20 protein-coding genes and 1 tRNA gene are annotated in these 21,451 nt (G+C 36.9%); 16 read left to right on the forward strand and 5 right to left on the reverse strand.

Translation table 11 applies throughout. The features are described 5' to 3' along the window. Nucleotides 1-1,229: 1,229 nt before the first annotated feature. Nucleotides 1,230-1,511 (forward strand): DUF6460 domain-containing protein, encoded by a 282-nt coding sequence (locus tag ACFINO_RS07815; protein ID WP_375655378.1) that lies wholly within the window; start codon nucleotides 1,230-1,232, stop codon nucleotides 1,509-1,511. 22 nt (nucleotides 1,512-1,533) lie between these two features. On the opposite strand, the gene ACFINO_RS07820 is transcribed toward ACFINO_RS07815, so the two are convergent. From ACFINO_RS07820 to ACFINO_RS07830, 3 genes are all read right to left on the reverse strand, one after another. Next, nucleotides 1,534-2,343, reverse strand: a complete 810-nt coding sequence (locus ACFINO_RS07820; protein WP_375633234.1) for a TIGR02186 family protein — start codon at nucleotides 2,341-2,343, stop codon at nucleotides 1,534-1,536. 2 nt (nucleotides 2,344-2,345) lie between these two features. Beyond that, entirely contained in the window at nucleotides 2,346-3,266 is a 921-nt protein-coding gene (locus tag ACFINO_RS07825; RefSeq protein WP_375634912.1) for a sulfite exporter TauE/SafE family protein, read from the reverse strand. A 169-nt stretch (nucleotides 3,267-3,435) separates the two neighbouring features. Beyond that, entirely contained in the window at nucleotides 3,436-4,263 is an 828-nt protein-coding gene (locus ACFINO_RS07830; protein WP_375655379.1) for a hypothetical protein, read from the reverse strand. A 513-nt stretch (nucleotides 4,264-4,776) separates the two neighbouring features. Between ACFINO_RS07830 and ACFINO_RS07835 the strand changes: the two genes are divergently transcribed. The 3 genes from ACFINO_RS07835 to ACFINO_RS07845 are packed head-to-tail and all read left to right on the forward strand — an operon-like array spanning nucleotide 4,777 to nucleotide 8,163. Continuing rightward, the gene (locus ACFINO_RS07835) at nucleotides 4,777-5,523 is read left to right on the forward strand and encodes an electron transfer flavoprotein subunit beta/FixA family protein (RefSeq protein ID WP_375655380.1); all 747 of its coding nucleotides are present in this window, start codon (nucleotides 4,777-4,779) and stop codon (nucleotides 5,521-5,523) included. A gap of 51 nt (nucleotides 5,524-5,574) precedes the next feature. Then, nucleotides 5,575-6,495: an electron transfer flavoprotein subunit alpha/FixB family protein gene (locus ACFINO_RS07840; RefSeq protein ID WP_375634916.1), complete on the forward strand. Its 921-nt coding sequence runs from the start codon at nucleotides 5,575-5,577 to the stop codon at nucleotides 6,493-6,495. Between the two features lie 3 nt (nucleotides 6,496-6,498). Then, a complete protein-coding gene (locus tag ACFINO_RS07845) occupies nucleotides 6,499-8,163 on the forward strand; it encodes a 4Fe-4S dicluster domain-containing protein (RefSeq protein WP_375655381.1) in 1,665 nt (554 codons plus the stop codon). Nucleotides 8,164-8,783: 620 nt separating this feature from the next. Here the strand turns inward: ACFINO_RS07845 and ACFINO_RS07850 are convergent. Next, entirely contained in the window at nucleotides 8,784-8,981 is a 198-nt protein-coding gene (locus ACFINO_RS07850) for a hypothetical protein (protein ID WP_375655382.1), read from the reverse strand. A gap of 1,245 nt (nucleotides 8,982-10,226) precedes the next feature. Here ACFINO_RS07850 and rsmI point away from each other — a divergent pair. The 4 genes from rsmI (at nucleotide 10,227) to ACFINO_RS07870 (ending at nucleotide 12,686) form a co-directional block, all read left to right on the forward strand. Beyond that, nucleotides 10,227-11,114 (forward strand): 16S rRNA (cytidine(1402)-2'-O)-methyltransferase, encoded by an 888-nt coding sequence (rsmI, locus tag ACFINO_RS07855; protein WP_375633239.1) that lies wholly within the window; start codon nucleotides 10,227-10,229, stop codon nucleotides 11,112-11,114. A gap of 4 nt (nucleotides 11,115-11,118) precedes the next feature. Continuing rightward, nucleotides 11,119-11,487, forward strand: coding sequence for a YraN family protein (locus tag ACFINO_RS07860; protein WP_375655386.1), 369 nt, complete (start codon nucleotides 11,119-11,121; stop codon nucleotides 11,485-11,487). 102 nt (nucleotides 11,488-11,589) lie between these two features. Continuing rightward, nucleotides 11,590-11,835 (forward strand): hypothetical protein, encoded by a 246-nt coding sequence (locus tag ACFINO_RS07865; protein WP_330168884.1) that lies wholly within the window; start codon nucleotides 11,590-11,592, stop codon nucleotides 11,833-11,835. A 56-nt stretch (nucleotides 11,836-11,891) separates the two neighbouring features. After that, entirely contained in the window at nucleotides 11,892-12,686 is a 795-nt protein-coding gene (locus ACFINO_RS07870; RefSeq protein WP_375655383.1) for a pyrroline-5-carboxylate reductase, read from the forward strand. A gap of 310 nt (nucleotides 12,687-12,996) precedes the next feature. On the opposite strand, the gene ACFINO_RS07875 is transcribed toward ACFINO_RS07870, so the two are convergent. Next, nucleotides 12,997-14,058, reverse strand: a complete 1,062-nt coding sequence (locus tag ACFINO_RS07875; RefSeq protein WP_375633241.1) for an Mrp/NBP35 family ATP-binding protein — start codon at nucleotides 14,056-14,058, stop codon at nucleotides 12,997-12,999. A gap of 589 nt (nucleotides 14,059-14,647) precedes the next feature. Here ACFINO_RS07875 and rpmH point away from each other — a divergent pair. From rpmH to ACFINO_RS07915, 8 genes are all read left to right on the forward strand, one after another. Further along, nucleotides 14,648-14,782 carry a 50S ribosomal protein L34 gene (gene rpmH / locus ACFINO_RS07880; RefSeq protein ID WP_005864709.1) on the forward strand — a complete coding sequence of 45 codons (135 nt, stop codon included), beginning with the start codon at nucleotides 14,648-14,650 and terminating at the stop codon, nucleotides 14,780-14,782. 117 nt (nucleotides 14,783-14,899) lie between these two features. Continuing rightward, complete coding sequence (rnpA, locus tag ACFINO_RS07885; RefSeq protein ID WP_375655384.1) at nucleotides 14,900-15,292, forward strand: ribonuclease P protein component; 393 nt, start codon at nucleotides 14,900-14,902, stop codon at nucleotides 15,290-15,292. Continuing rightward, the gene (gene yidC, locus ACFINO_RS07890) at nucleotides 15,282-17,120 is read left to right on the forward strand and encodes a membrane protein insertase YidC (RefSeq protein WP_375634923.1); all 1,839 of its coding nucleotides are present in this window, start codon (nucleotides 15,282-15,284) and stop codon (nucleotides 17,118-17,120) included. The genes rnpA and yidC overlap by 11 nt, the downstream gene beginning before the upstream one ends. Continuing rightward, complete coding sequence (gene yihA / locus ACFINO_RS07895) at nucleotides 17,117-17,761, forward strand: ribosome biogenesis GTP-binding protein YihA/YsxC (RefSeq protein WP_375633243.1); 645 nt, start codon at nucleotides 17,117-17,119, stop codon at nucleotides 17,759-17,761. The genes yidC and yihA overlap by 4 nt, the downstream gene beginning before the upstream one ends. Nucleotides 17,762-17,900: 139 nt before the next feature. Then, nucleotides 17,901-18,593: a glutathione S-transferase family protein gene (locus ACFINO_RS07900; RefSeq protein ID WP_375633244.1), complete on the forward strand. Its 693-nt coding sequence runs from the start codon at nucleotides 17,901-17,903 to the stop codon at nucleotides 18,591-18,593. A gap of 1,128 nt (nucleotides 18,594-19,721) precedes the next feature. Next, nucleotides 19,722-20,534, forward strand: a complete 813-nt coding sequence (dapB, locus tag ACFINO_RS07905) for a 4-hydroxy-tetrahydrodipicolinate reductase (protein WP_375633245.1) — start codon at nucleotides 19,722-19,724, stop codon at nucleotides 20,532-20,534. A gap of 28 nt (nucleotides 20,535-20,562) precedes the next feature. Continuing rightward, nucleotides 20,563-21,183, forward strand: a complete 621-nt coding sequence (locus tag ACFINO_RS07910) for a 2,3-bisphosphoglycerate-dependent phosphoglycerate mutase (RefSeq protein WP_375655385.1) — start codon at nucleotides 20,563-20,565, stop codon at nucleotides 21,181-21,183. Between the two features lie 114 nt (nucleotides 21,184-21,297). Continuing rightward, nucleotides 21,298-21,382 (forward strand) — tRNA-Leu (locus ACFINO_RS07915). Nucleotides 21,383-21,451 lie beyond the last annotated feature (69 nt).

Here is a 21,451-nt window from a genome sequence, read left to right on the forward strand (position 1 = left end):
ATTGCATCAAGATTCCAAGCCATCACAAGGGTATCAGCCGGTGTTTTTGCTGAAGCTTGTTGTGCAACCATCGCCAAAGCTATAAAAGCAGAAACAAGAGAGCTGCTATTTTGTAATATTTTTTTCTTCAAGTTCATAGACTTTTCCTTTTAAAGTTTACTATATAAATTTCCCACACAACAAGCACATGCTTAATAATAAGGTTAGATGACCCATAAGCGCCTCAAACAAAGTATTATTAAAACCTTCAAACAACACCACTTACCAACCACGGACTTCTACCCACACCTATAAGCCAAGACAAACCAAAACATGCAACAACAAACACTCTGACATACAATGAATGCTCCCCCATAACAGAACCTATTCATGATGTCATAACGCCTACAATTGAAGACTATAAAACCACTATTTTCTCTCTTTTGTCGGGTAAGCTTGTCTCTTCTTTCCTCTCGCCTTTTTATGCTATCAAAAGACTCTTCCTTGTTAGCTTAAGCGCCTTAATAACAAAGAGCTCTAATAACAATTTGACATTTTAACAAAACAGGAAAATTCACCCATCAACCGACATGACCTCCTCCCCCTACAAGAGGAATTTTGAATTTTTCCATAATCCTCTGCCAAATAACAGCTTTTAAATTATATTTTATTTCTAAATAAAAGGAGCATGGTCTCCCCCGATATTCCTTTACGCACCCGCACATAACAAAACTTTTTTCCACATCGTATTTTTAATATCTTTGCTCCTTTAACAACACTCAATTCATTGCTTACATTTTTTCAGAAAAAAAGAGCTTTTCAATGCACTAAGGTTGAAATATCTAAATATAATACCTATATAAGCATACCCTTATTAGAATAGATAGTCTTTTTTTAAGTAAACTGTCTTGAAATATTATTTCTATACACGACAATAATAAGTTCGTGACAAAATCTTCAATATACTAGAACTCTCACTCTGATAAGAAATGCTGAAACGTTATAAAATTTCTCTACAAATTCTCAGAGACGAAAGGATATCCCTTCATTTAATAAAAGAAGCGCCATGAAAATATCGCAAAAAATGCAATAAAACATGTGTATATTTCAAAAACCAGCACCGTTAACCAGACTAAGGTGATAAACTCAAAAAAGTAAGAAAAAATAAAAAAATGTTTTTCCTTTATGATAATAACATCGTTGTACTATGATAATACAATAAAAAACACGATCTTCGAAAGTATCTTAGAATGAAGCGAAAAAAAAAATTATTAAATTCTTTTCATGCGTTTCTTAGAGAAAAATTAAGCCGCGTTAGTCTAAAATTGCTTATCCTTTCATTCTTCATTGGCATCGTAATGAATTTTTTGGGATGGACACCTCGAAACCTCATACAAAGAATAGTAGATTTTTTTCAATCACTATGGGAAGCAGGATTTATAACGCTTACAAATTTCTTTCATATAACTATGACGGGAGCTATTGTTGTTGTACCTATTTTTCTTATCTTACGAATTTTTCATAAAAAATAAAAGCCTTAACATTTTCCTTGCGTTAATCTTTTCGAAAAATCAAACGACACAAAAATCCTGTAGTAATAGCAATAATCACTGCAACAATACCATATAAAAAACGATACTTGTGCGCTGCATAAAAAATTGTATAAGTGATATGTGCTTTAACAATTTCAAGAGTCGTTGTTGCACTATCAATAAACTGTCCATCACGAAAAAGATAAGCGCGAACTTTATAATGTCCAACTGGGATATTTGCTGGCAAACGAAAATGCGCTGTGAAAAGTGTGTCAGAACCAAAACGAACCCCACCCACTTCCTCATAATAAAGGCTTTTAGCTTTTTGCAATTTTATAAGTTCATCGCGAAAGGTTTGTATTTTTTTCTGATCTTGTTCATCCGTCTGCAATGGCAAATAGAGTAATCCTAACCCTAAGCGTTTATAATCTTCAATGCTCGTAATATCGCCAATTTCACGTGTTGTGACCATAGAGTAAAAAAGAGGAACCTTTTTAAAAATAAGAGAATCTGTATTGACCCATACACCGGCATTGCGTTTTTTTTCTCGCATCACCATTGTCCGATCTTGTCCCTCCAAGCTTACAACAATATCGTAACGGTTCTGTCGAGAATATAATGGATCAATATTTTCCAAAACACCAGCAATATAAAGATCACGACCAGCAAAATTTGCATCCACAGTAATCGTATTCGTTGTTACAATAATTTGGACAGTTTCGTGGTCAACTTGATCAATGAATGTAGCTGGCGTCCCAACATGTGACCATGTAGAAAAAGAAATAAAACAAAAGCAACCTGCAATGATGTATAAAGAAAACAATCTACCCATTTTTATCTCATAAGAATATCCAGAGAGAAAAGATTATCAGGGCGTATAAATAATTGAAAAGCAAGACGCATACACACAATCAACACTAAAAATGCAAGCGCCATACGCAATTGTTCAGCCTTTAACTTCCGTCCAACCCGTGTTCCATATTGCGCACCAATACTTCCTCCAAGCATTAACAAAAAAGCCAAGACAATATCAACGGACTGATTAGTCATACTTTGCAAAACTGTCGTGAAAGAAGACACAAATGTAATCTGAAAAAGTGAAGTCCCAATCACCACACTGGTTGGAACACGCAGAAGATAAATCAATGCTGGTATCATAAAGAACCCCCCACCAATTCCCATAATAGAAGACAACAACCCCACAATGAGACCAATCCCTAAAACTGGAATAATGCTAACATATATCATAGATGTCCGAAAACGCATTTTTAAGGGTAAGCGATGAATCCAGTTATGTCGACCAGCAAGACGAATATTGGCTTTTCCTGCCTTACGCTTGCGCATCATATCATACCAACTTTCAACGATCATCAAGCTTCCTACACTTCCAAGAAGAATCACATAAAGAAGCGAAATCATTAAGTCTAATTGACCTAACTTTTTCAAAACAGAGAAAACCTGAATCCCGATCAAAGAACCAATCCCTCCTCCAAGCGCCAAAAGAATACCAAGTTTAATATCGAGTGTACGTCTTCTAAAATGTGTAATTGCTCCTGTTACAGATGACGCAATCATCTGGTTGGCACCTGTTCCAACAGCAATAGCAGGAGGAATATTATAAAAAATCAATAACGGCGTGATGAGAAACCCACCACCGATTCCAAAAAGGCCTGAAAAAAAACCAGCAACGACTCCCATACCAATCAAGATCAGCATATTGAGTGACATTTCAGCAATTGGTAAATAAATACTCACTTACAGAACCTTCAAGATAATTTGAGGTTTTTTTAACAATTAGAGAATCCTTCTCCAATTATCCTCTTTTCCAATAATCTCTGTTGCGTGTTTAAAGGATAATTTTAGTTTCTATAGCTTCCGCACAAACACGAATGCGCAATACATTTCACATATATTAACATCAACATCATAAAAAATAAAAAAAACGAGCTCCTTTTAAAAAGCTATAAAAACATAACGTTATCGCTACCACAAATGCAACGGTTAAAAAACAAAGAATACCTTTTTTTACCAAATAAGATAAAAACGAGACATGTTCCCGAGACTGCATCCTTAAAGAAGAAAAATCATTCTCAATACAATGATTAGATGCCTGAGCACCCATCATCCCCTTTTCTTCTATCACAGCATGCTTCACTACTCCCTCAGCCTTTTTAAAAGAAGATTTCAGAGCATCACTGGGCAAAGGGCTTCTATTTTCTTGCTGCAACGTATTTTCAACATTTGTTTGGAGTGAAATTATGCTGTTTTCTTTCGAAAAATTTTGCACCTTTTGAAGTAATAAGTGTTCTTGATTTCCCTCACATTCCATGTGAGCAAGTTTTTGTACAACAGAATCAGGTGATTTTGAACGAGACACCCGTCGTGTTACCGCTGCTTCTTCTAAGCTTTTTTTTTCACTCTGCAAACTTTGAACAATTGTTTTAATCTGCTCTAAAAACTGGAAAAGCTTTTTTTCTCTTTGACGACGTATATAATGTTCAGCCAAAATGGCCCGACTAATATCATCTAAGTAAGATTTAAAATGCTCTTCTACAGAACTCTGCTGCATTAAAGAACGGGGCGAATGCTTCATTTGCATTTGCGCATAAACGGTGCGTAATTTTTGAGCAATATCCGACATCGTTACTTCTACAGAAGTATCCATTCTCTCTTTCTGTTCAACAAAAGAAAAGACTTTATCGTTCCTAACCTGTTTGGTCGCCTGGTCGATCGTATGACCCTTCGTATTCACAAACGCCTACCCCTCATTAACCTTTTTGAAAAGAATCGCAACAAATGATGAGAAAGTGTGCTCTATTTTAGTAAATAGAGCTTTAAGAACTCCCAAAAACTTTTGTATTAGAAATATTTTCCCCAATTTTTATCCAAAATATTTGAAAGAAAGATCTTTGATTTTTCTGTCTTCAAGATTTGAAGAGCAAAATCATTCCCCCCATTTTTATCTTTTTCACTTAATTTTTCATTGCATAAAGGACCTATTGCACCATCATAAACAAAGCATAAGAAGCTAAAAAAGAATATTCTCACAAGACAGATTGATTTTTTACTTTTTATTCAAGCAAATAAGGCAATTATGGCAATGCAAAAATATGAAGATTGAAAATGACGACGAGAAAGTACAAGTAAACATAAAAAAGCTTATACGAAAGAGAACACAAGTTATAAATTGAGACTTCATTCTAAACAATTTGGTTTCTTATGAGTATTGCTATAAACTTGTAACATACAAACAAAGAGGATCATTATGAAGATAATTGTCGCTGTCAAACGTGTTGTTGATTATAACATCAAGATACGCGTCAAACCCGATAGTACAGGCGTTGATCTGTCTCACGTAAAAATGTCTATGAATCCTTTTGATGAGATAGCCGTGGAGGAGGCCATTCGCCAAAAAGAATCCGGTAAAATTTCAGAAGTTCTTCTTGTTTCAATTGGCCCAGAAGCAGCTCAAGAAACTCTACGAACAGGACTTGCAATGGGAGCTGATCGCGCACTTCTTGTCACAACGGATCAAACACTTGAACCCTTAGCAATTGCTAAGATTCTCAAAACCATTGTTGATGAAGAAAAACCCGACATGGTCTTTTTAGGAAAACAAGCAATTGATGACGATAGCAACCAAACAGGACAAATGCTCGCTGCTCTTCTTGGGTGGGGACAAGCAACTTTTTCCTCACATCTTAACATAGAAAATGGGCATGCTACAGTTACTCGTGAAGTTGATAATGGAACACAAACCCTTTGTCTTCCCCTTCCCATGGTTATGACCGCCGATCTACGGCTCAATGAACCGCGTTACACCTCTCTCCCCAATATCATGAAAGCAAAAAAGAAAAATATTGAACAAAAATCTCTTACTGATCTTGGCGTCGATACGAAAGCACGCTTAACAATTTTAAGCGTTGAAGAGCCAAAACCCCGTCAATCCGGTATAAAAGTGGCAAATGTAGTAGAACTTGTCAGAGCCTTAAAACAGAAGAACTGCATTTAATATTCTCACCACTAGAGTAAAAGCAACACTCACATAAAAGGGCAAAAACTTATGGCAATTCTTTTATTGGCCGATCATAATACAGAAGAAACAGCAAAAGTACTCACCGCTGCACGCGTACTCAGTAATGATATCGATATTCTGGTTTGCGGAGAAAAAATTCAAACGATAGCGGAAAATAGTGCTAAACTTAATGGTGTGCGGCAAGTTCTTATTGCAAAAGCAGACTATTTAGCCCATCAACTTGCCGAGCCTATGGCAGATACAATTCTCATGTTAGCAAAGGATTATGATGTGATCATGGCAGCATCCAGCAGTACTGGGAAAAATGTGATGCCGCGTGTAGCAGCTCTTCTTGATCTTATGCAAATTTCAGATATTACCGCCATTCTTTCACCCAATACCTTCAAACGACCAATTTATGCAGGCAATGCATTTGAAACTGTACGCACCAATGATTATAAAAAGATTATAACAGTTCGCACCGCTTCTTTCACCCCAACGCCTTCCCAAAATAATTCTGCTCCCATTAAAACAATAACACCAGCTCCCAATCCAAATCTTTCTTCTTTCGTAAAAGCAGAGACAAACAAAAGTGATCGTCCTGATCTCACCTCAGCACGTGTTATTATATCAGGCGGGCGTGGTCTTGGTTCTCAAGAGAAATTTATGTCCCTGCTTCTTCCTCTTGCAAACAAATTAAATGCTGCTTTAGGTGCCAGCCGCGCAGCAGTGGATGCAGGCTATGCTCCCAATGATTGGCAAATTGGACAAACAGGAAAAGTCGTTGCCCCTGAACTCTATATCGCCGTTGGCATTTCCGGTGCAATCCAGCATTTAGCCGGTATAATGGATGCACAAATTATTGTTGCCATTAATAAAGATGAAGAAGCTCCCATCATGCAAATTGCCGATTACACCCTTGTAGGTGATCTCCACCAAATTATTCCAGAATTGGAGAAAGCTTTATAAGCCATGAAAGCACCTCTGCATGACCAACGTGAAAGTATGGAGTTTGACATAGTCATTGTCGGAGCAGGACCTGCAGGGCTTTCTGCCGCAATTCGTTTTAAACAAATTAATCCTGAGCTTTCTGTCACAATTGTTGAAAAAGGGACCGAAGTTGGTGCACATATTCTCTCTGGCGCAGTTGTTGACCCCATTGGTATCGATACACTCTTATCAGAATGGCGAAATGACAATGATCATCCCTTCACGACCCCTGTTACCCGTGACCAATTTTTTTTTCTAAAGCCTCAAAAGGCTACAATATTTCCTAATATTCTGCATCCCAAAATCTTATCAAATGACGGGTGTTATATCGTTTCGCTTGGAAACGTTTGCCGCTGGTTAAGCAAAAAAGCTGAAGCATTGGGTGTTGAAATCTATCCTGGTTTCGCAGCAACAGAACCCATCATCCAAAAAGATAACGGAGCTATTATTGGTGTTCTCACCGGAGATATGGGGCTTAACAAAGATGGAACTCCTGGAAAAAATTATATGCCTGGTATGGCTTTATTGGCAAAATATACTTTAATTGCGGAAGGAGCACGCGGCTCAATTGCAAAACAACTGATACAACATTTCAACCTTAGCAAAAATCGTGAACCACAAAAATTTGGTCTTGGTCTCAAAGAGCTCTGGGAAATTGATCCCAACAAACACCAACGCGGTTTAGTGCAACATTTCACGGGTTGGCCCTTAGACAATAATACCGGTGGCGGTGGCTTTATTTATCACCAAGAAAACAATATCATTTCTGTCGGTTTTGTTGTGCACTTAGATTATAAAAATCCTTATCTTTCTCCCTTTGAAGAATTTCAACGTTTTAAAACACATCCAAAACTCTATAAAATCTTTAAAGGTGCAAAGCGTCTTTCCTATGGTGCACGTGTTATCAGCGAAGGAGGTTGGCAATCTGTACCAAAACTCACCTTTCCTGGTGGGGCACTTATTGGCTGCTCTGCTGGATTTGTCAATGTTCCTCGTATCAAAGGATCACACAATGCCATCTTATCTGGCATATTAGCTGCCGATAAAATCGCTACCGCTCTTGCACAAGGGCGTGCCCATGATGAGGTTAAAGAAATCGAAGAACAATGGCGAAAAGGGCTCATTGGCAAAGATCTTTATAAAGTGCGAAATGCCAAACCGCTCTGGGCAAAATATGGGACAAAATATGGAATTAAACTTGCCGGTTTTGATATGTGGTGGCAACAACTGTTCGGATTTTCCTTATTTAAAACACTCTCCCATGGAAAGGAAGATTATGCATGCCTTGAATCAGCAGAAAAATTTCAACCCATTGCTTACCCAAAACCAGATGGCGTTATAACCTTTGATCGCCTTTCAAGTGTTGCCCTTTCCAATACGCATCATGAAGAAAATCAACCTTGCCATTTAAAAATAGCCTCATTAAAAAAGCAAAAGGACTCTGAATATGCAATCTACGGAGGACCTTCCACAAACTATTGCCCCGCCGCTGTCTACGAGTGGCTAGAGTATAATGATCATCTGACTTATGTGATCAACGCTTCAAATTGTATACATTGTAAAACGTGTGACATCAAAGACCCAAACCAAAATATCACTTGGATCTGTCCGCAAGGCAATGAGGGCCCCTTCTATCCCAATATGTAATTTTCCAATGTATAATCATCGTTCATTCTCCTAAAATTGAAATATACAAAACGCAATGGATAAAAATATTTCCCTCAGATCAGAAATCTATCAATTATCTTCCTGCATACGTTCTTTCACAATGTAAAAAGAACTCTATTCTCATATAAAATACTCTCCCTACCGCATGACTTTTTTCAATAGAAAAACATAACATATTTTTATCAAAATTTTTTTATTTAAATGACAAAACAATAATGAATATATTCATGACAATTCTGCGATAAAGGAACAGCCGCGGTTCTCGAAAACCTGAAGGAAAATAAGCCTGTTCTACTTTACCCCCTCTCCCATATGATCCAAAATGCTTTTAGCCCTCTCATAAGAAACATCAATCGTTTTAACTAGCCAAGAGCAAAACCTACGGAGGTACAATTCAAGTTTATTTTTTCTCCTACACTTGCCAAGTAATGCTCACTCAAGAAAAACCACGAATGAATGTAGAAAAAACATTGTGAGATAAAGAGATAAAGAGCATGCTTGTTCAAGCCCTTTATAATGTTTCTACTGATAATGACACGAAAAAATCTTTAATCTCACATTAACCTTTTATTTTTGCATCAAGGATAATCGCCTTGCATCTAACCTTTACCAATATACTGTAATGAATGTGTACAAATACCGTAAGAATAAGCAGATGCCAAGCCATGGAGACTATCGCTATTAGCAAAACACCTGATAAAAAACAAAATAGCTTTCATGACCACTCTATGACGCGTTTTATAGAGTTGTTTTTTTAAAGCTTGTGCTTTCGCTATTGCTTGTAAATCAACATCCAAATTGAACACAAGTGGTATATTTAAAAGAAAGATTAAGGTGAATGAAAGCTCTGCACGCCGTTCCAGCTTTTGTAGCTAGAGCAAAAATATTGCATATTCTATTTGAGTAATCTCTGAAACGAAAATACAGCTTCATTTAGCAAGAATATGAAATCTGAAAGGAAAAAAAACTATTTTTCTCTTTACTATCATCTGTCCATTCGGTTTTAAAACTTTCAAAAGCATCACAATATCCTCTAAAAAGAAGAGATAACGTATTGTCCCCGCTTTTATTACTTACGTTTTTTTATGGGAGCATATCCTTCAGAAAAAATAAGGTATCCAAAATTAAAGCAAACTTGTGTTGTTCAGTCATGGGCTTATTTTTAAGAATAGCTCTCAACACATATCAAACAATTATTTCGCGACACTATCCGAAAAAGGTATAACGCACTCCTGTGAACGAACAGTTCCATATTTACGAAATAAAAAGCACAAGCTAATAGCATCATTTTCTCTGCGATCCCCAATGATGCGATAATCTTTGCTTTGAGAAGGTTTCAAGATGCACGAAAATGATTTTGATTAATTGACTATAAGAAGAACTAAGATAATTTTACGATATTTAAAGCTCCTAATCAATAAGCAAAATAATAAATTCTCCATTATAAATCAAATCTTTAAGATAAAATTTAGCCTTAAACTTTTCTAAGGTACTCATTATACTGTATACTGTTAAAGCTGTAGAGAATATGAAAAAATAAAGTATTTTTCTGATAAGAGCTTATATTTGATTAATAACAATACAGTCAGCTGCCAGTTAACTGTATGTGTTTCAAAAGGAGTTATTTACATTTGCTCAGAAAAATATTTTGGATATCAATAGAATATTTGAAAAATCGGCGTTATGGAAATAATCTAAAAAGCTTAGCTTTTAAAAGAGCACAAACAAGCATGAGATGATAACATGCGCAAAATTGTTTTTTGGTTCTCGAAGGAAAAACTTTATAGAAAATCATGGGGCTGATAGAATATTGGTTACATTTGGAATTTGTTTTACTGGAAAAAATAACGCGGATCAAAATAGATAATAATGTTAAATTAAGACGTTAAATATGAAATTATCTTATTGTAGTGTAATTGATTATTCGAGTAAGGTAAGCCTTTGTAATGATAAAAAATGTGCTGGTAAAAAATGAGCCAAAATGGCTTATGAGTATGGATAAAAATCTTGTGGTGAGGAGAATTTAATGAAAAGAAAAGAGCATGTGTGAAAAAGCATATTTTATAGGTGCGCATGCTTATTCTGCACCCGTTATAGAATCAGGGCTTTATCTTGTGGCAACACCTATCGGAAATCTTGCAGATATTACGCTTCGTGCTTTGCAAGTACTTGCAGGAATTGATATTTTAGCGTGTGAGGATACGCGAGTAACACGTGTTTTGTTGGAACGTTACGGTATTCAAAAAAAACCTTTTCTCTATCATGAATATAATGCGCAAAAAGCGGGTCCGAAGCTCTTAGCGGCTTTAGCAGAAAACAAAACAGTAGCACTTGTTTCAGATGCCGGAACACCACTTATTTCTGATCCTGGATTTCGATTGGTGGAAGAGTCCCGTAAAGCTGGTCATAAAATTATTCCTATTCCTGGAGCATCCGCTCTTTTAGCCGCTCTTATACCGACAGGGCTTCCTACTGATAGCTTTTTTTTTGCAGGTTTTTTGAGTGCACGAAAGCTACAGCGCCGAAAACGGTTGGAACAATTAAAAGAGATTCCAGCAACTTTGATTTTTTATGAATCACCGCATCGTCTTGTTGAAACTTTACAGGATATGGTCACTCTTTTTTCGGCTGATCGACCTGCTGCCATTTGTCGTGAATTAACAAAAAAGTTTGAAACAGTAGATGTTTCCAATTTGGGAAATTTGTTAGAAAATTACAGAAAACAAGCACATATTCGTGGGGAAATTGTTGTCCTTGTTGGAGAATCATCTTCTTCTTTAAATGTGATAAGTGATCAAGAAATTGATGAAATGCTATTAGAACGCGCACGGACACATTCTGCTGCTCAAGCGGCAGCTTTTGTTGCAAAAAAAACCGGTTTTAAAAAGCAGGAACTTTTTCAGCGATTAATCTTTTTAAAAAATGCGTAAAATGATACAAAAAAAACGCAGACAAAAGTCTTTTTATCGAGGGGTTCGTGCAGAAAAATTGGCAGCTTGGTGGCTACGTTGCAAAGGGTTTCACATTGCCGAAAGGCGTTTTAAAACAAAATGTGGAGAAATTGATTTAATTGCACGACGCGGAAATCTTGTGTTAATCGTTGAAGTTAAAGCACGTTCAACGTTGGCTGAAGCAATGGAAGCGGTTTCCCGAATGAATGAAAAGCGAATTGAGGCAGCTGCCGATATTTGGCTCGCACGGCAAAAAGATTATGCCCTTTTGTCTGTACGCTTTGATTTAATTGCAATTTTACCTTGGCGTTGGCCACAGCATATCCCTGCATTTTTTACATCTAATCAATAAACGGCCCCCCCCGTTTTAACCATATTCAATAAAAAACATTTCGTTTTTATGTGCATATGCGTTAAAAAGTGTGTAATAATTAAGCGCTATAAGGAGCGAAATATGGATGATTATGAAAAGTTTGCAACAGGTTTGCTCATTGTTTTTGGAGCGCTAATTATTGGTGGCTTAATGGCAATGCATATTGTGCTTATGAATAAACCGGGGTTTTTATTTGCATTAGCCGCAGCTGTTGTTGGTTGGTTTTCTGCTTTTGCCGTTCTCTTTGACAAGCCTAAAATCTATTTGGGCTTGATTATTTTTGCTATGTTATGTGTTGCTTCTTCAATTAGCGTTTATGTTAGTTAAAACACCTGAAATGTTGATTGAAATTCCTTTTAAAATATGAAACTGAGAAATAGATAATGAGACTTGGCTTTTTGGGAACGGGTACAATCAGTGCTTCAATGGTGAATGGCTTAATGAAAAGCAACTTTGATGTTTCTTCCATTATTGTTTCGCCTCGCAATGCACAAACAGCAAAGCGCCTTTCACGCACTTATGATAAAGTTATGATTGCTGAAAATAACCAAGCGTTGCTCGATGTTAGTGATTGTGTTTTTCTTTGCTTGCCCAACCAAATTGCAGAAGACGTTTTGTGCTCTCTTCGTTTTCGTCCAGAACAGCTGGTTATTTCCGTACTTGCTATGGCAAAAGCAGCAGAAATAGAAAAGTGGATTAATCATAAAGTTTATCGTGCTGTTCCATTACCTTTTGTTGCAGAATGCAAAAATTTGACACCAATCTATCCCAATCATCCCTTTTTACGCACTTTATTTGATGCATTGGGGGGCACATTGGTGCTGGATAAGGAAGAGCAGTTTAATCTTTTTATGACAGCTGGTTCACTTATGGGAGTATATTTTAATTTTATAGAAACTGCCCATCAATGGTTTATAACACAAGGGTTAAAAAAACAGCAATCAGCAGAATTCCTTACCATGATGTTTGGAAATCTTACAGATGAAATGCGTAAAACTATAGCAACGGATCGTTCTGTATCTCTCGATTTTGCACTGCTTGAAAAAGAGTTTTCAACAAAGGGTGGAACAAATGAATTTTTGACAAATTACTTTTCTCATCAAGGGGGAAGGAATGCTTTAACAACAGCTCTTGAGGCTACTTTGCAAAAAATGAATGCTTCTAAAAAGAAATGTTGAGATTTATATCAAGAAAACTCGTATCAAAAAATGATTTTTAAAATATTTTTTACAACCTTTTACAATTTTTCTAAAATATTTTTATTTTCGGTCTTCTTCTTTTTGCCTCAAGTCCAATATTTTTTTCTACCTCATGGCTCTATCTCTTCTAATTTGGGTCCCCTTCAGGTTACCCAAACGTATGAATAATTTTTTGTTTATTTAACCTATATACTCCACTCACACATTAAAACTTCCCCTTACAAAGAAGCAACTATTTTTACGTCTTCCATAATTGTGTTTTAATAAACTCTCTTAAACAAACATCCATTTAAAAAAGTTGATTTTTTATTTGATCAACAATTTTACGATACAGTTTAGTATGCTCTTCACTAGGCTTAGCAACAAAAATAGGGATCCCCTCATCTGAAGAAAATCGTAAAGCTGCATCAAGCGGTATTTCCGCTAAGAAAGGGACTTCTCGACGTTCCGCTTCTGCCCGTGCACCACCATAGCCAAAAATATCATAGCGTTTTCCCGTATCAGGAGCGATAAAATAACTCATATTCTCAATGATTCCTAAAATAGGAACATTGACTTTCATGAACATTTCTATTGCTTTACGCGCATCCACTAAAGCAAGGTCTTGGGGCGTAGAGACAACCAACGCACCTGTTAATTGTACCTGTTGTGCAAGCGTTAGTTGTGCATCCCCTGTACCGGGCGGCATATCAACGACTAAAACGTCCAGAGGTCCCCATAAAACGTCTCGTAACAATTGCGTTACCGCTGCCATAACCATAGGACCACGCCATACTACCGGCTTTTCTTCCTCAACCAAAAATCCCATCGACATCAATTTAAGTCCGAATTTTTCAAGAGGTTGAATTTTTTTTTCTCCAATGAGCTGTGGTTTTTGATTAACAAGTCCTGTCAAACGCGGCAAAGATGGACCATAAATATCAGCATCCATCACCCCCGTCTTGAAACCAGAATCTTGTAAAGCTAAGGCGATATTTATTGCCATCGTCGATTTTCCGACCCCTCCTTTTCCAGAAGCAACAGCAATCACATGCTGCACACCTTCTATGGGCATTTTGATCGGTAAGAGATTTGCTCTCCGTCTAGGTGCTGCCTTTGTTGTTTTTTCTGCTGTAAGTGTGACAACAACAGATTCCACTCCCTCCAAAGCACATACCATCTTTTCAGCAGAACGACGCAATGATTCCCATTCTTGCACACCTCCATCAGGAACTGTAATGGAAAAAAAAACCTTACCATCAGCAATCAATATTTCAGAAAGAAGCCCCAACGACACAATATCACTTTCAAGATCTGGTCCTTTGATTTTACGTAATACGTTGCGGACAGCCTCACTTGTAATAGAATCCACGTTCTTTCCTCTCTATAAAAATACCAGCAAATATAAGCATAAGAACGAAAAATACTTACAGGTTCATCACCTGATAATTTTCTACTTTACTCAAAATTATAAAGTATAAATTACTTATATCTTTCCTCTTTAAAAATATGAAACCATCCTTAAATAAAGAATCTCAAACATAAAATCTGCTATAAAATCCTATCAATCGTGTTTGTCTACAACCACTTTAATGAATGTTCTGATAAAAATTTTGTAAAAACAAAAACTGAAAAAATTTTTTAATATTAAAGGATACTTTAAATTGAGTATACAATAATCAGTCACATCTTCTTTAATTCTTTAAGTCCCTAGTCATTTATTTTCTATAGACTCAATCGTTATTTCTGACACTCTTACAGTATCGTAAAAAAAAGTATCACAGACAATTATAAGGTGTTTTGTATTCTTTCAAGAGCCAGAAAAACAATCTAAGATTGACTTTTTTTATATTTTTCCTTATGGGTTAACAGCCGTATGATATGATAAAATCGTTCATCTCGCGCATAACTGCTCATAAAACGAAGATTAAGAAGGGCCGCACTCCGCGGTATTTAAATAAATGAAACGTACTTACCAACCCTCTAAACTTGTCCGTAAACGCCGCCATGGGTTTCGTGCACGCATGGCTACAGCTGGAGGACGTAAAGTTATTGCTGCAAGACGTGCTCGTGGACGTAAGCGGCTCTCTGCTTAACCATTTAAATTTTCACAACCGTTGAGGATTGCTCACCATTTCTTTGTTGTGAAACTTTTGTTATGAACCTCTAATGCCTGCTTGCAGGCATTTAGTGAAATTGCGAAATGTTCTTTTATGAAGAAAAAACATCCCTGTCGTATTCGCAAAAGAGCAGACTTTTTGGCTGTCCGTACAGGAGAAAAGCGGCGTGGTCCTTTATTTTTGCTCGAAGTTAAATCTCGTGAACAAACAACAGAAAGAAAAGATTCTCTTGTTGCACGTGTAGGATTCACTGTTACTCGTAAAAACGGTAATGCTGTGAAACGTAATCGTATCAAAAGGCGCTTGCGTGAAGCCGTAAGAGTTGGTGTAACAAACCACATGGAAGCAGGAACAGACTATGTCATTGTAGCATATCGTGATGCGTTACATGCGCCTTTTACATCCTTAATTAGTGAATTAAATCGGCGAATAGAACCAAAAATAAAACATCAGCAACAACAACAAGGGTGTACGGATGGAATATAACCGCAATTTCTTTATCGCTATTGGCTTATCTTTCGTAGTGCTCATCGCATGGCAATTTCTTCATGTTGCTCCCAAACAAGCAAAGTTACAAAAACAACAAGTCATCGCACAGCAATTGTCAAAACAACAATCAACCCTTTCTACTACCACGACGAATTTTTCTGACGATACCTCAACGCATCAAGCAACATCTATCATCGAACAGCCAATGACACCTGAAATCCGGAAAGCTGTATTGGCCAAAACAAAGCGTATTGCGATCAAAACCAATGAACTGGAAGGCTCTATTAATCTTGTTGGTGCACAATTTGATGATCTTCACCTCAAAAAATATCGTTTAACAGTCGATAAAAAATCACCGGAAATCGATTTGCTGAATCCTAAGGGTTTCAAAACGACTTACCTTGCTGAATTTGGTTTTGCAAGTGCATCTTTACCAGCAAAAGCTTTGCCACAATCGGATACACAATGGCAAATAGAGGGAAACAATACAATCCTGACTCCTTCAACACCCATCACTTTAATTTATAATAATGGACAAGGACAGATCTTCCGGCGTATTCTTTCTGTTGATGATCATTTCATGTTTACCATTGAAGATTCTATCAGCAATGAAAGTGATCAACCAATATATCTCTCATCCTATGCCCGCGTTGCACGTGCAGCACCACCAGAACATACAAATGCAACCTATTTACTTCATGAAGGTATGATAGGTATTGCAGGAGATTCGCTCAAAACTGAAAAATATAAAACCTTAGCAGAGCTTGACCCGAATCCTGATAATGGGCAGAAAAGTATGACTTTCTCCAAAGTAACAGGAGGTTGGATTGGTATTACCGATAAATATTGGGCTGTAGCAGTTATTCCCCCGCAAAATAAAGAATATACAAGCCGTTTTATTTATTTTGATCGTTTGCAAACGCATTATCAGTCTGACTTGCTAGGATCGCTTTTAACGATTGCTCCAAATGAAACAAAAACTATTACAAATCGGCTTTTTGCTGGTGCAAAACAAGTTGAAATTATTAATAACTATCAAAATGATCTAAAAATCAAAAAGTTTGCTCTTTTAATTGACTGGGGTTGGTTTGATTTCATCACCAAACCAATGTTTTCTCTCATTGATGTTCTTTATAAACAAACAGGAAATTTTGGTATCGCCATCCTTCTTGTCACGGTGCTCTTAAAAACTCTTCTTTTTCCTCTAGCCAATAAATCTTATAAATCTATGGCACGCATGAAGCTTTTACAACCGCGGTTGCTAGAAATAAAAGAAAAATATCCCGATGATAGAACCAAGCAACAACAAGCAATAATAGAACTATATAAAACCGAAAAAATTAATCCCCTTGCTGGTTGTTGGCCAATGTTGGTTCAATTCCCAATATTCTTTGCTCTTTATAAAGTTCTCTATATCACCATTGAAATGCGCCATGCCCCTTTCTTTGGCTGGATTAAAGATTTAGCGGCACCCGATCCAACTTCTCTTTTTAACTTGTTTGGTCTCTTGCCATATACAACGCCAACATTTCTTCTGATTGGTGCATGGCCTTTGATTATGGGAATAACGATGTTTTTACAAATGCGTATGAATCCTGCTCCTCAAGACCAAACCCAAGCGATGATATTCACATGGATGCCTGTTGTCTTTACTTTTATGCTCGCCTCTTTCCCTGTTGGTCTCGTCATCTATTGGGCATGGAATAATATATTATCAATTATTCAGCAAGGTATCATGATGAAGCGCCAAGGAGTTAAAATTGAGCTTTTTGATAATCTGAAAGCCATCTGGAGAAGATCACCAAAAAAAGAAGTGCATGAATGACAAGAGATTCTTCCCTTTCTGGAATTTTTTCTCGTAATTGGATTTTTATTCGTGGTGTACCAGCAATACGCTTTCTCCCCCCCGAAGGACCACCGGAAATTGCATTTGCAGGACGTTCCAACGTTGGAAAATCATCTTTAATCAACGCACTCGTCCAACAAAAAAGCTTAGCACGTACCTCAAATACACCAGGACGGACTCAAGAGCTTAATTATTTTGTCCCCGATGGATTCAGTGGGCAACTAGGAGACCTTCCCCCTCTAGCATTAGTAGATATGCCTGGTTATGGTTTTGCTGCTGCTCCTAAAAATCTTGTTGATGCGTGGACAAATTTGATTTTTAGCTATTTACGGGGGCGCACAACGTTAAAACGTGTATATATCTTGATTGATTCACGGCACGGAATTAAAAATAATGATGAAGATGTTCTTGCTCTCCTTGATAAAGCAGCTGTTTCTTATCACATTGTTTTGACAAAAAGCGATAAAATCAAATCAAATGCCTTGGAAAAATTAATTATGAGCACACAAACAAAGCTTCTTAAACGCTCAGCAGCTTATCCTGAGCTTCTTGTAACCTCTTCAGAAAAAGCTATCGGTTTAGAGGAATTACGTGCTGCCATTTTGCAAACCATCGCATAAGAGAACAATTCCTAGTCATTAACAATTTATTAATTATAATTACTAGCAGCTACTAATGATCTTGTACTTCTAGTCAAGCATCTTTATAAAAATGATTACTTGAAAGAATTCTCTTCAACTCTATTTGATAGTGTAAATTATGCTGACACTTTTTCACTCTCCCCTATCCGCTGCCTCGCGCTTCATACGCCTCATTCTTGGGGAATATGGTGTAACTATTCAACTGATTGAAGAATATGAATGGGCAAGAAGACACGAATTTCTAGCCCTCAATCCCGCTGGTCATGTTCCTGTTTTTCTCGATGAACACGAGGTTCCATTATCAGGTCCTCTTGTTATCTGCGAATATTTAGACGAAACACATGGAAGTTTACGACAAGAAAATAAGCTCTTTCCGGAAAATCCTTTAGATCGTGCGGAAGTACGCCGTCTCAATGACTGGTTCTTAAATAAATTCGAAAATGAAGCAACGCGCCATATCGTACGAGAACGAATCCATAAACGTGAAATGCCACTTGCCATTGGCGGTGGTGCTCCTAATTCACAAATTTTACGCAATGCACGTGCTAATATTTTACCACATATGAACTATCTCAATTGGCTCTGCGCCTCTCGCGATAGCTTAGTCGGTTCTGCCTTGTCCTATGCAGATCTAGCAGCAGCAGCCTCTATTTCTGTACTTGACTTTCTAGGGGAAATTGACTGGGAACAATCTCCTGCTGCCAAAGACTGGTATATGAGAATTAAATCACGCCCTTCTTTTCGTTCTCTTTTAACAGATCGCGTCCGCGGAATTGTTGCAAGTGCTCACTATGCAGATCTTGATTTCTAGCCTTCTCTCACAAACAAAAATAAAAGTGATATTCTATCTAAAGGATATTTATAGGTTTATGAATTTTTATGCATGCGTATAAACAATATAATAATACATTGATTTATGATCGCATTAAACAGAGAATAAAACCCATTATAATTGAATCACAAAAATCACTTTCTTATCGTGTCACAAAAAAGATCAGCACAGGGATAAAAAATACTTAAGAAAGGATTTTAAAGACTCTCTTTAAATACAAGAACTGTAGCATCATTGGAAGCTAGGCAAATAAAATAACAATACTTAACGCATGTTATACTCCATTCTTCCCAATATATGAAAAAACGCATTGCATAATATATATCCTATTTTCTCTATAATAAACAAAGCCTCATCATGCGTTTTTTACAACATAACAATTTTTTCAACTGACTTTCCTAAAAGATGAAGAATCCGGCCAACTCTCGTGTGTAAACAATCCAACTTCTTGTTAGCCCCTTGTTTTTACTCCTTTTTACGTGATTTTATTTATGTATAACATATTGATATACAATGATAAATAATCGTTTTCTTATGCGTCACAAATGGAATTGATGAGTGAAAATGACTAAGTACCAAGAATTGTTAAAACATTAAAGGCTAACAAAACGTATGATAATGCTGATTTGCTCTATTCATGAAGCATAAAGATAGTGGCGCAAAATAGATTTTATATTATTCATGGATACTCTCTCGTGATACCACTCACGAGCACTATCATAAAATAAGTTTAGAAGAATTGATAAATATATTTCTTTAAGAAAAGCGCATGAATTGACAATATAGGTCTATTTTGTTTGGAAGATCTTATTTTGCATGAAGAACGCTCCCCTTTAAAGAACGAAAGAAACAAAAGCGTAAAGTAATACACAATCTTCATTAGGTTTTATAAGCAAACCTTACTTAAGAATATTTATCACACACTCTAACGAAAAACATCTCTATTTAAATTTGTAGATCTTATATCACTTGCTCTAAACGACAGTGTTTTACAGCACAACAAGATAAATTAAAGCAGGAAAAAAATTTCTATAAAGAAAAAGAACCATTGGAAAGAAGGCAAGAATTTGCCTATACTGCACAGTAAAGTATCATAAGGAGATAAAAATGCGCCTTACAGTTGTTGGTGCAAATGGAAGAATGGGACGTGAACTCATTACAGCAATCCAGCAGAGGAAAGATGTAGAGCTTTGTGCTGTTCTTGTACGTAAAGGCTCACCGTTTGTAGGAAAAGATGCCAGTGCATTAATTGGTTCAGATTCTCTTGGGATTAGTATCACTGACAATCCCGAAAATGCCTTTTCTAATACAGAAGGTATTTTAGATTTTTCACAACCAGAAGCCAGTATTCTTTATGCTAACTACGCTGCTCAAAAAAGCCTTGTCCATATTATTGGCACCACAGGATTTAGCAAAACAGAAGAAGAAAAAATTGCAGATTTTGCGAAATATACAACTATTGTCAAATCCGGGAATATGAGCCTTGGAATAAATCTTTTAGCCAACCTTGTAAAGAAAGCCGCTAAAGCATTAGAAGCCGATGATTTTGATATCGAAGTTTATGAAATGCATCACGCTAACAAAGTTGATGCTCCTTCTGGAACAGCCCTTCTTCTTGGCCAAGCAGCAGCTGAAGGGCGCAATGTTATGCTTAAAAATGTGCGTGTCAACGAACGCAATGGTCATATAGGTAAACGCAAAAAAGGCACCATTGGCTTTTCTTGTTCACGTGGTGGGACAGTTGTTGGAGAACACAGTGTCATTTTTGCTGGTCCCAATGAGCGCATTGTTCTTTCACACACAGCGCAAGAACGCTCTATCTTTGCCAATGGCGCATTAAAAGCAGCTTTATGGGCACAAAATCATGAAAGCGGTCTTTATTCAATGTTCGATGTTTTGGGATTGAACGATAAATTTTAAACAATCAATAGAATAGAGGCAATTTATAATGGGACGCATACTTACACTAATTCGTCATGGACAAAGTGAATGGAATCTCAAAAACCTTTTTACCGGTTGGAAAGATCCCGATTTAACAGAAAAAGGTCATGCAGAAGCGATAGCAGCAGGAAAAAAACTGAAAGAATATGGTTTTAGGTTTGATATCGCTTATACATCTGCCTTACAGCGAGCTCAAAAAACCGCTCAGCACATTTTAGAGCAAATGGGACAATCAGATTTAGAAGTGATAAAAAATCCCGCATTAAATGAACGTAATTATGGTGATCTTTCTGGTTTAAATAAAGATGAAGTACGCCAACAATGGGGGCAGGAGCAAGTGCAAATGTGGCGCCGCTCCTATACGATTGCGCCGCCGAATGGAGAAAGCCTACGCGATACCGGTGCGCGCATCTGGCCTTATTATCTTTACCATATCCAGCCTTATATTTTGCGCTCCCAAACTGTTTTGATCGCAGCACATGGAAATTCTCTTCGTGCTCTTATTATGGCGCTTGAAGGTCTCTCCGGTGAGGAAATTATATCTCAAGAATTAGCGACCGGCATTCCTATTATTTACACATTTAATCCGGATTCAACAATTTTATCAAAGACAGTCCTCACACCTTAAACTTCTAAAATCATGATCTCCCTTAAAAGTTCAATGCTATCGTTTTAAGCTGAAAAAATAAATTCTATAATTTTATTGACAGAGTTGCTTCATGCGCTTAGATGAATTTTATAAGCCCAGATGGCGGAATTGGTAGACGCGCAGGTTTCAGGTACCTGTGCCGTAAGGCGTGGAGGTTCGAGTCCTCTTTTGGGCACCATGCTCTTTTTTATCCAAAATAATTTATTGATTTTCCATATATTTTTTACAGTGAGGGACGCGTAAATAA

The sequence above is a fragment of the Bartonella sp. AA83SXKL genome (assembly GCF_042196965.1).
In the GTDB taxonomy this organism is placed as follows: domain Bacteria; phylum Pseudomonadota; class Alphaproteobacteria; order Rhizobiales; family Rhizobiaceae; genus Bartonella.

Excerpts from the sequence above, each read along its gene's own strand:
- ACFINO_RS07870 (WP_375655383.1), top strand. The coding sequence starts at position 11,892 with ATGAGACTTGGCTTTTTGGGAACGGGTACAATCAGTGCTTCAATGGTG.
- ACFINO_RS07865 (WP_330168884.1), top strand. The coding sequence starts at position 11,590 with ATGGATGATTATGAAAAGTTTGCAACAGGTTTGCTCATTGTTTTTGGA.
- rpmH (WP_005864709.1), top strand. The coding sequence starts at position 14,648 with ATGAAACGTACTTACCAACCCTCTAAACTTGTCCGTAAACGCCGCCAT.
- ACFINO_RS07900 (WP_375633244.1), top strand. The coding sequence starts at position 17,901 with ATGCTGACACTTTTTCACTCTCCCCTATCCGCTGCCTCGCGCTTCATA.
- ACFINO_RS07820 (WP_375633234.1), bottom strand. The coding sequence starts at position 2,343 with ATGGGTAGATTGTTTTCTTTATACATCATTGCAGGTTGCTTTTGTTTT.
- yihA (WP_375633243.1), top strand. The coding sequence starts at position 17,117 with ATGACAAGAGATTCTTCCCTTTCTGGAATTTTTTCTCGTAATTGGATT.
- ACFINO_RS07840 (WP_375634916.1), top strand. The coding sequence starts at position 5,575 with ATGGCAATTCTTTTATTGGCCGATCATAATACAGAAGAAACAGCAAAA.
- yidC (WP_375634923.1), top strand. The coding sequence starts at position 15,282 with ATGGAATATAACCGCAATTTCTTTATCGCTATTGGCTTATCTTTCGTA.
- rsmI (WP_375633239.1), top strand. The coding sequence starts at position 10,227 with ATGTGTGAAAAAGCATATTTTATAGGTGCGCATGCTTATTCTGCACCC.
- dapB (WP_375633245.1), top strand. The coding sequence starts at position 19,722 with ATGCGCCTTACAGTTGTTGGTGCAAATGGAAGAATGGGACGTGAACTC.
- ACFINO_RS07910 (WP_375655385.1), top strand. The coding sequence starts at position 20,563 with ATGGGACGCATACTTACACTAATTCGTCATGGACAAAGTGAATGGAAT.
- ACFINO_RS07845 (WP_375655381.1), top strand. The coding sequence starts at position 6,499 with ATGAAAGCACCTCTGCATGACCAACGTGAAAGTATGGAGTTTGACATA.
- rnpA (WP_375655384.1), top strand. The coding sequence starts at position 14,900 with ATGAAGAAAAAACATCCCTGTCGTATTCGCAAAAGAGCAGACTTTTTG.
- ACFINO_RS07815 (WP_375655378.1), top strand. The coding sequence starts at position 1,230 with ATGAAGCGAAAAAAAAAATTATTAAATTCTTTTCATGCGTTTCTTAGA.
- ACFINO_RS07835 (WP_375655380.1), top strand. The coding sequence starts at position 4,777 with ATGAAGATAATTGTCGCTGTCAAACGTGTTGTTGATTATAACATCAAG.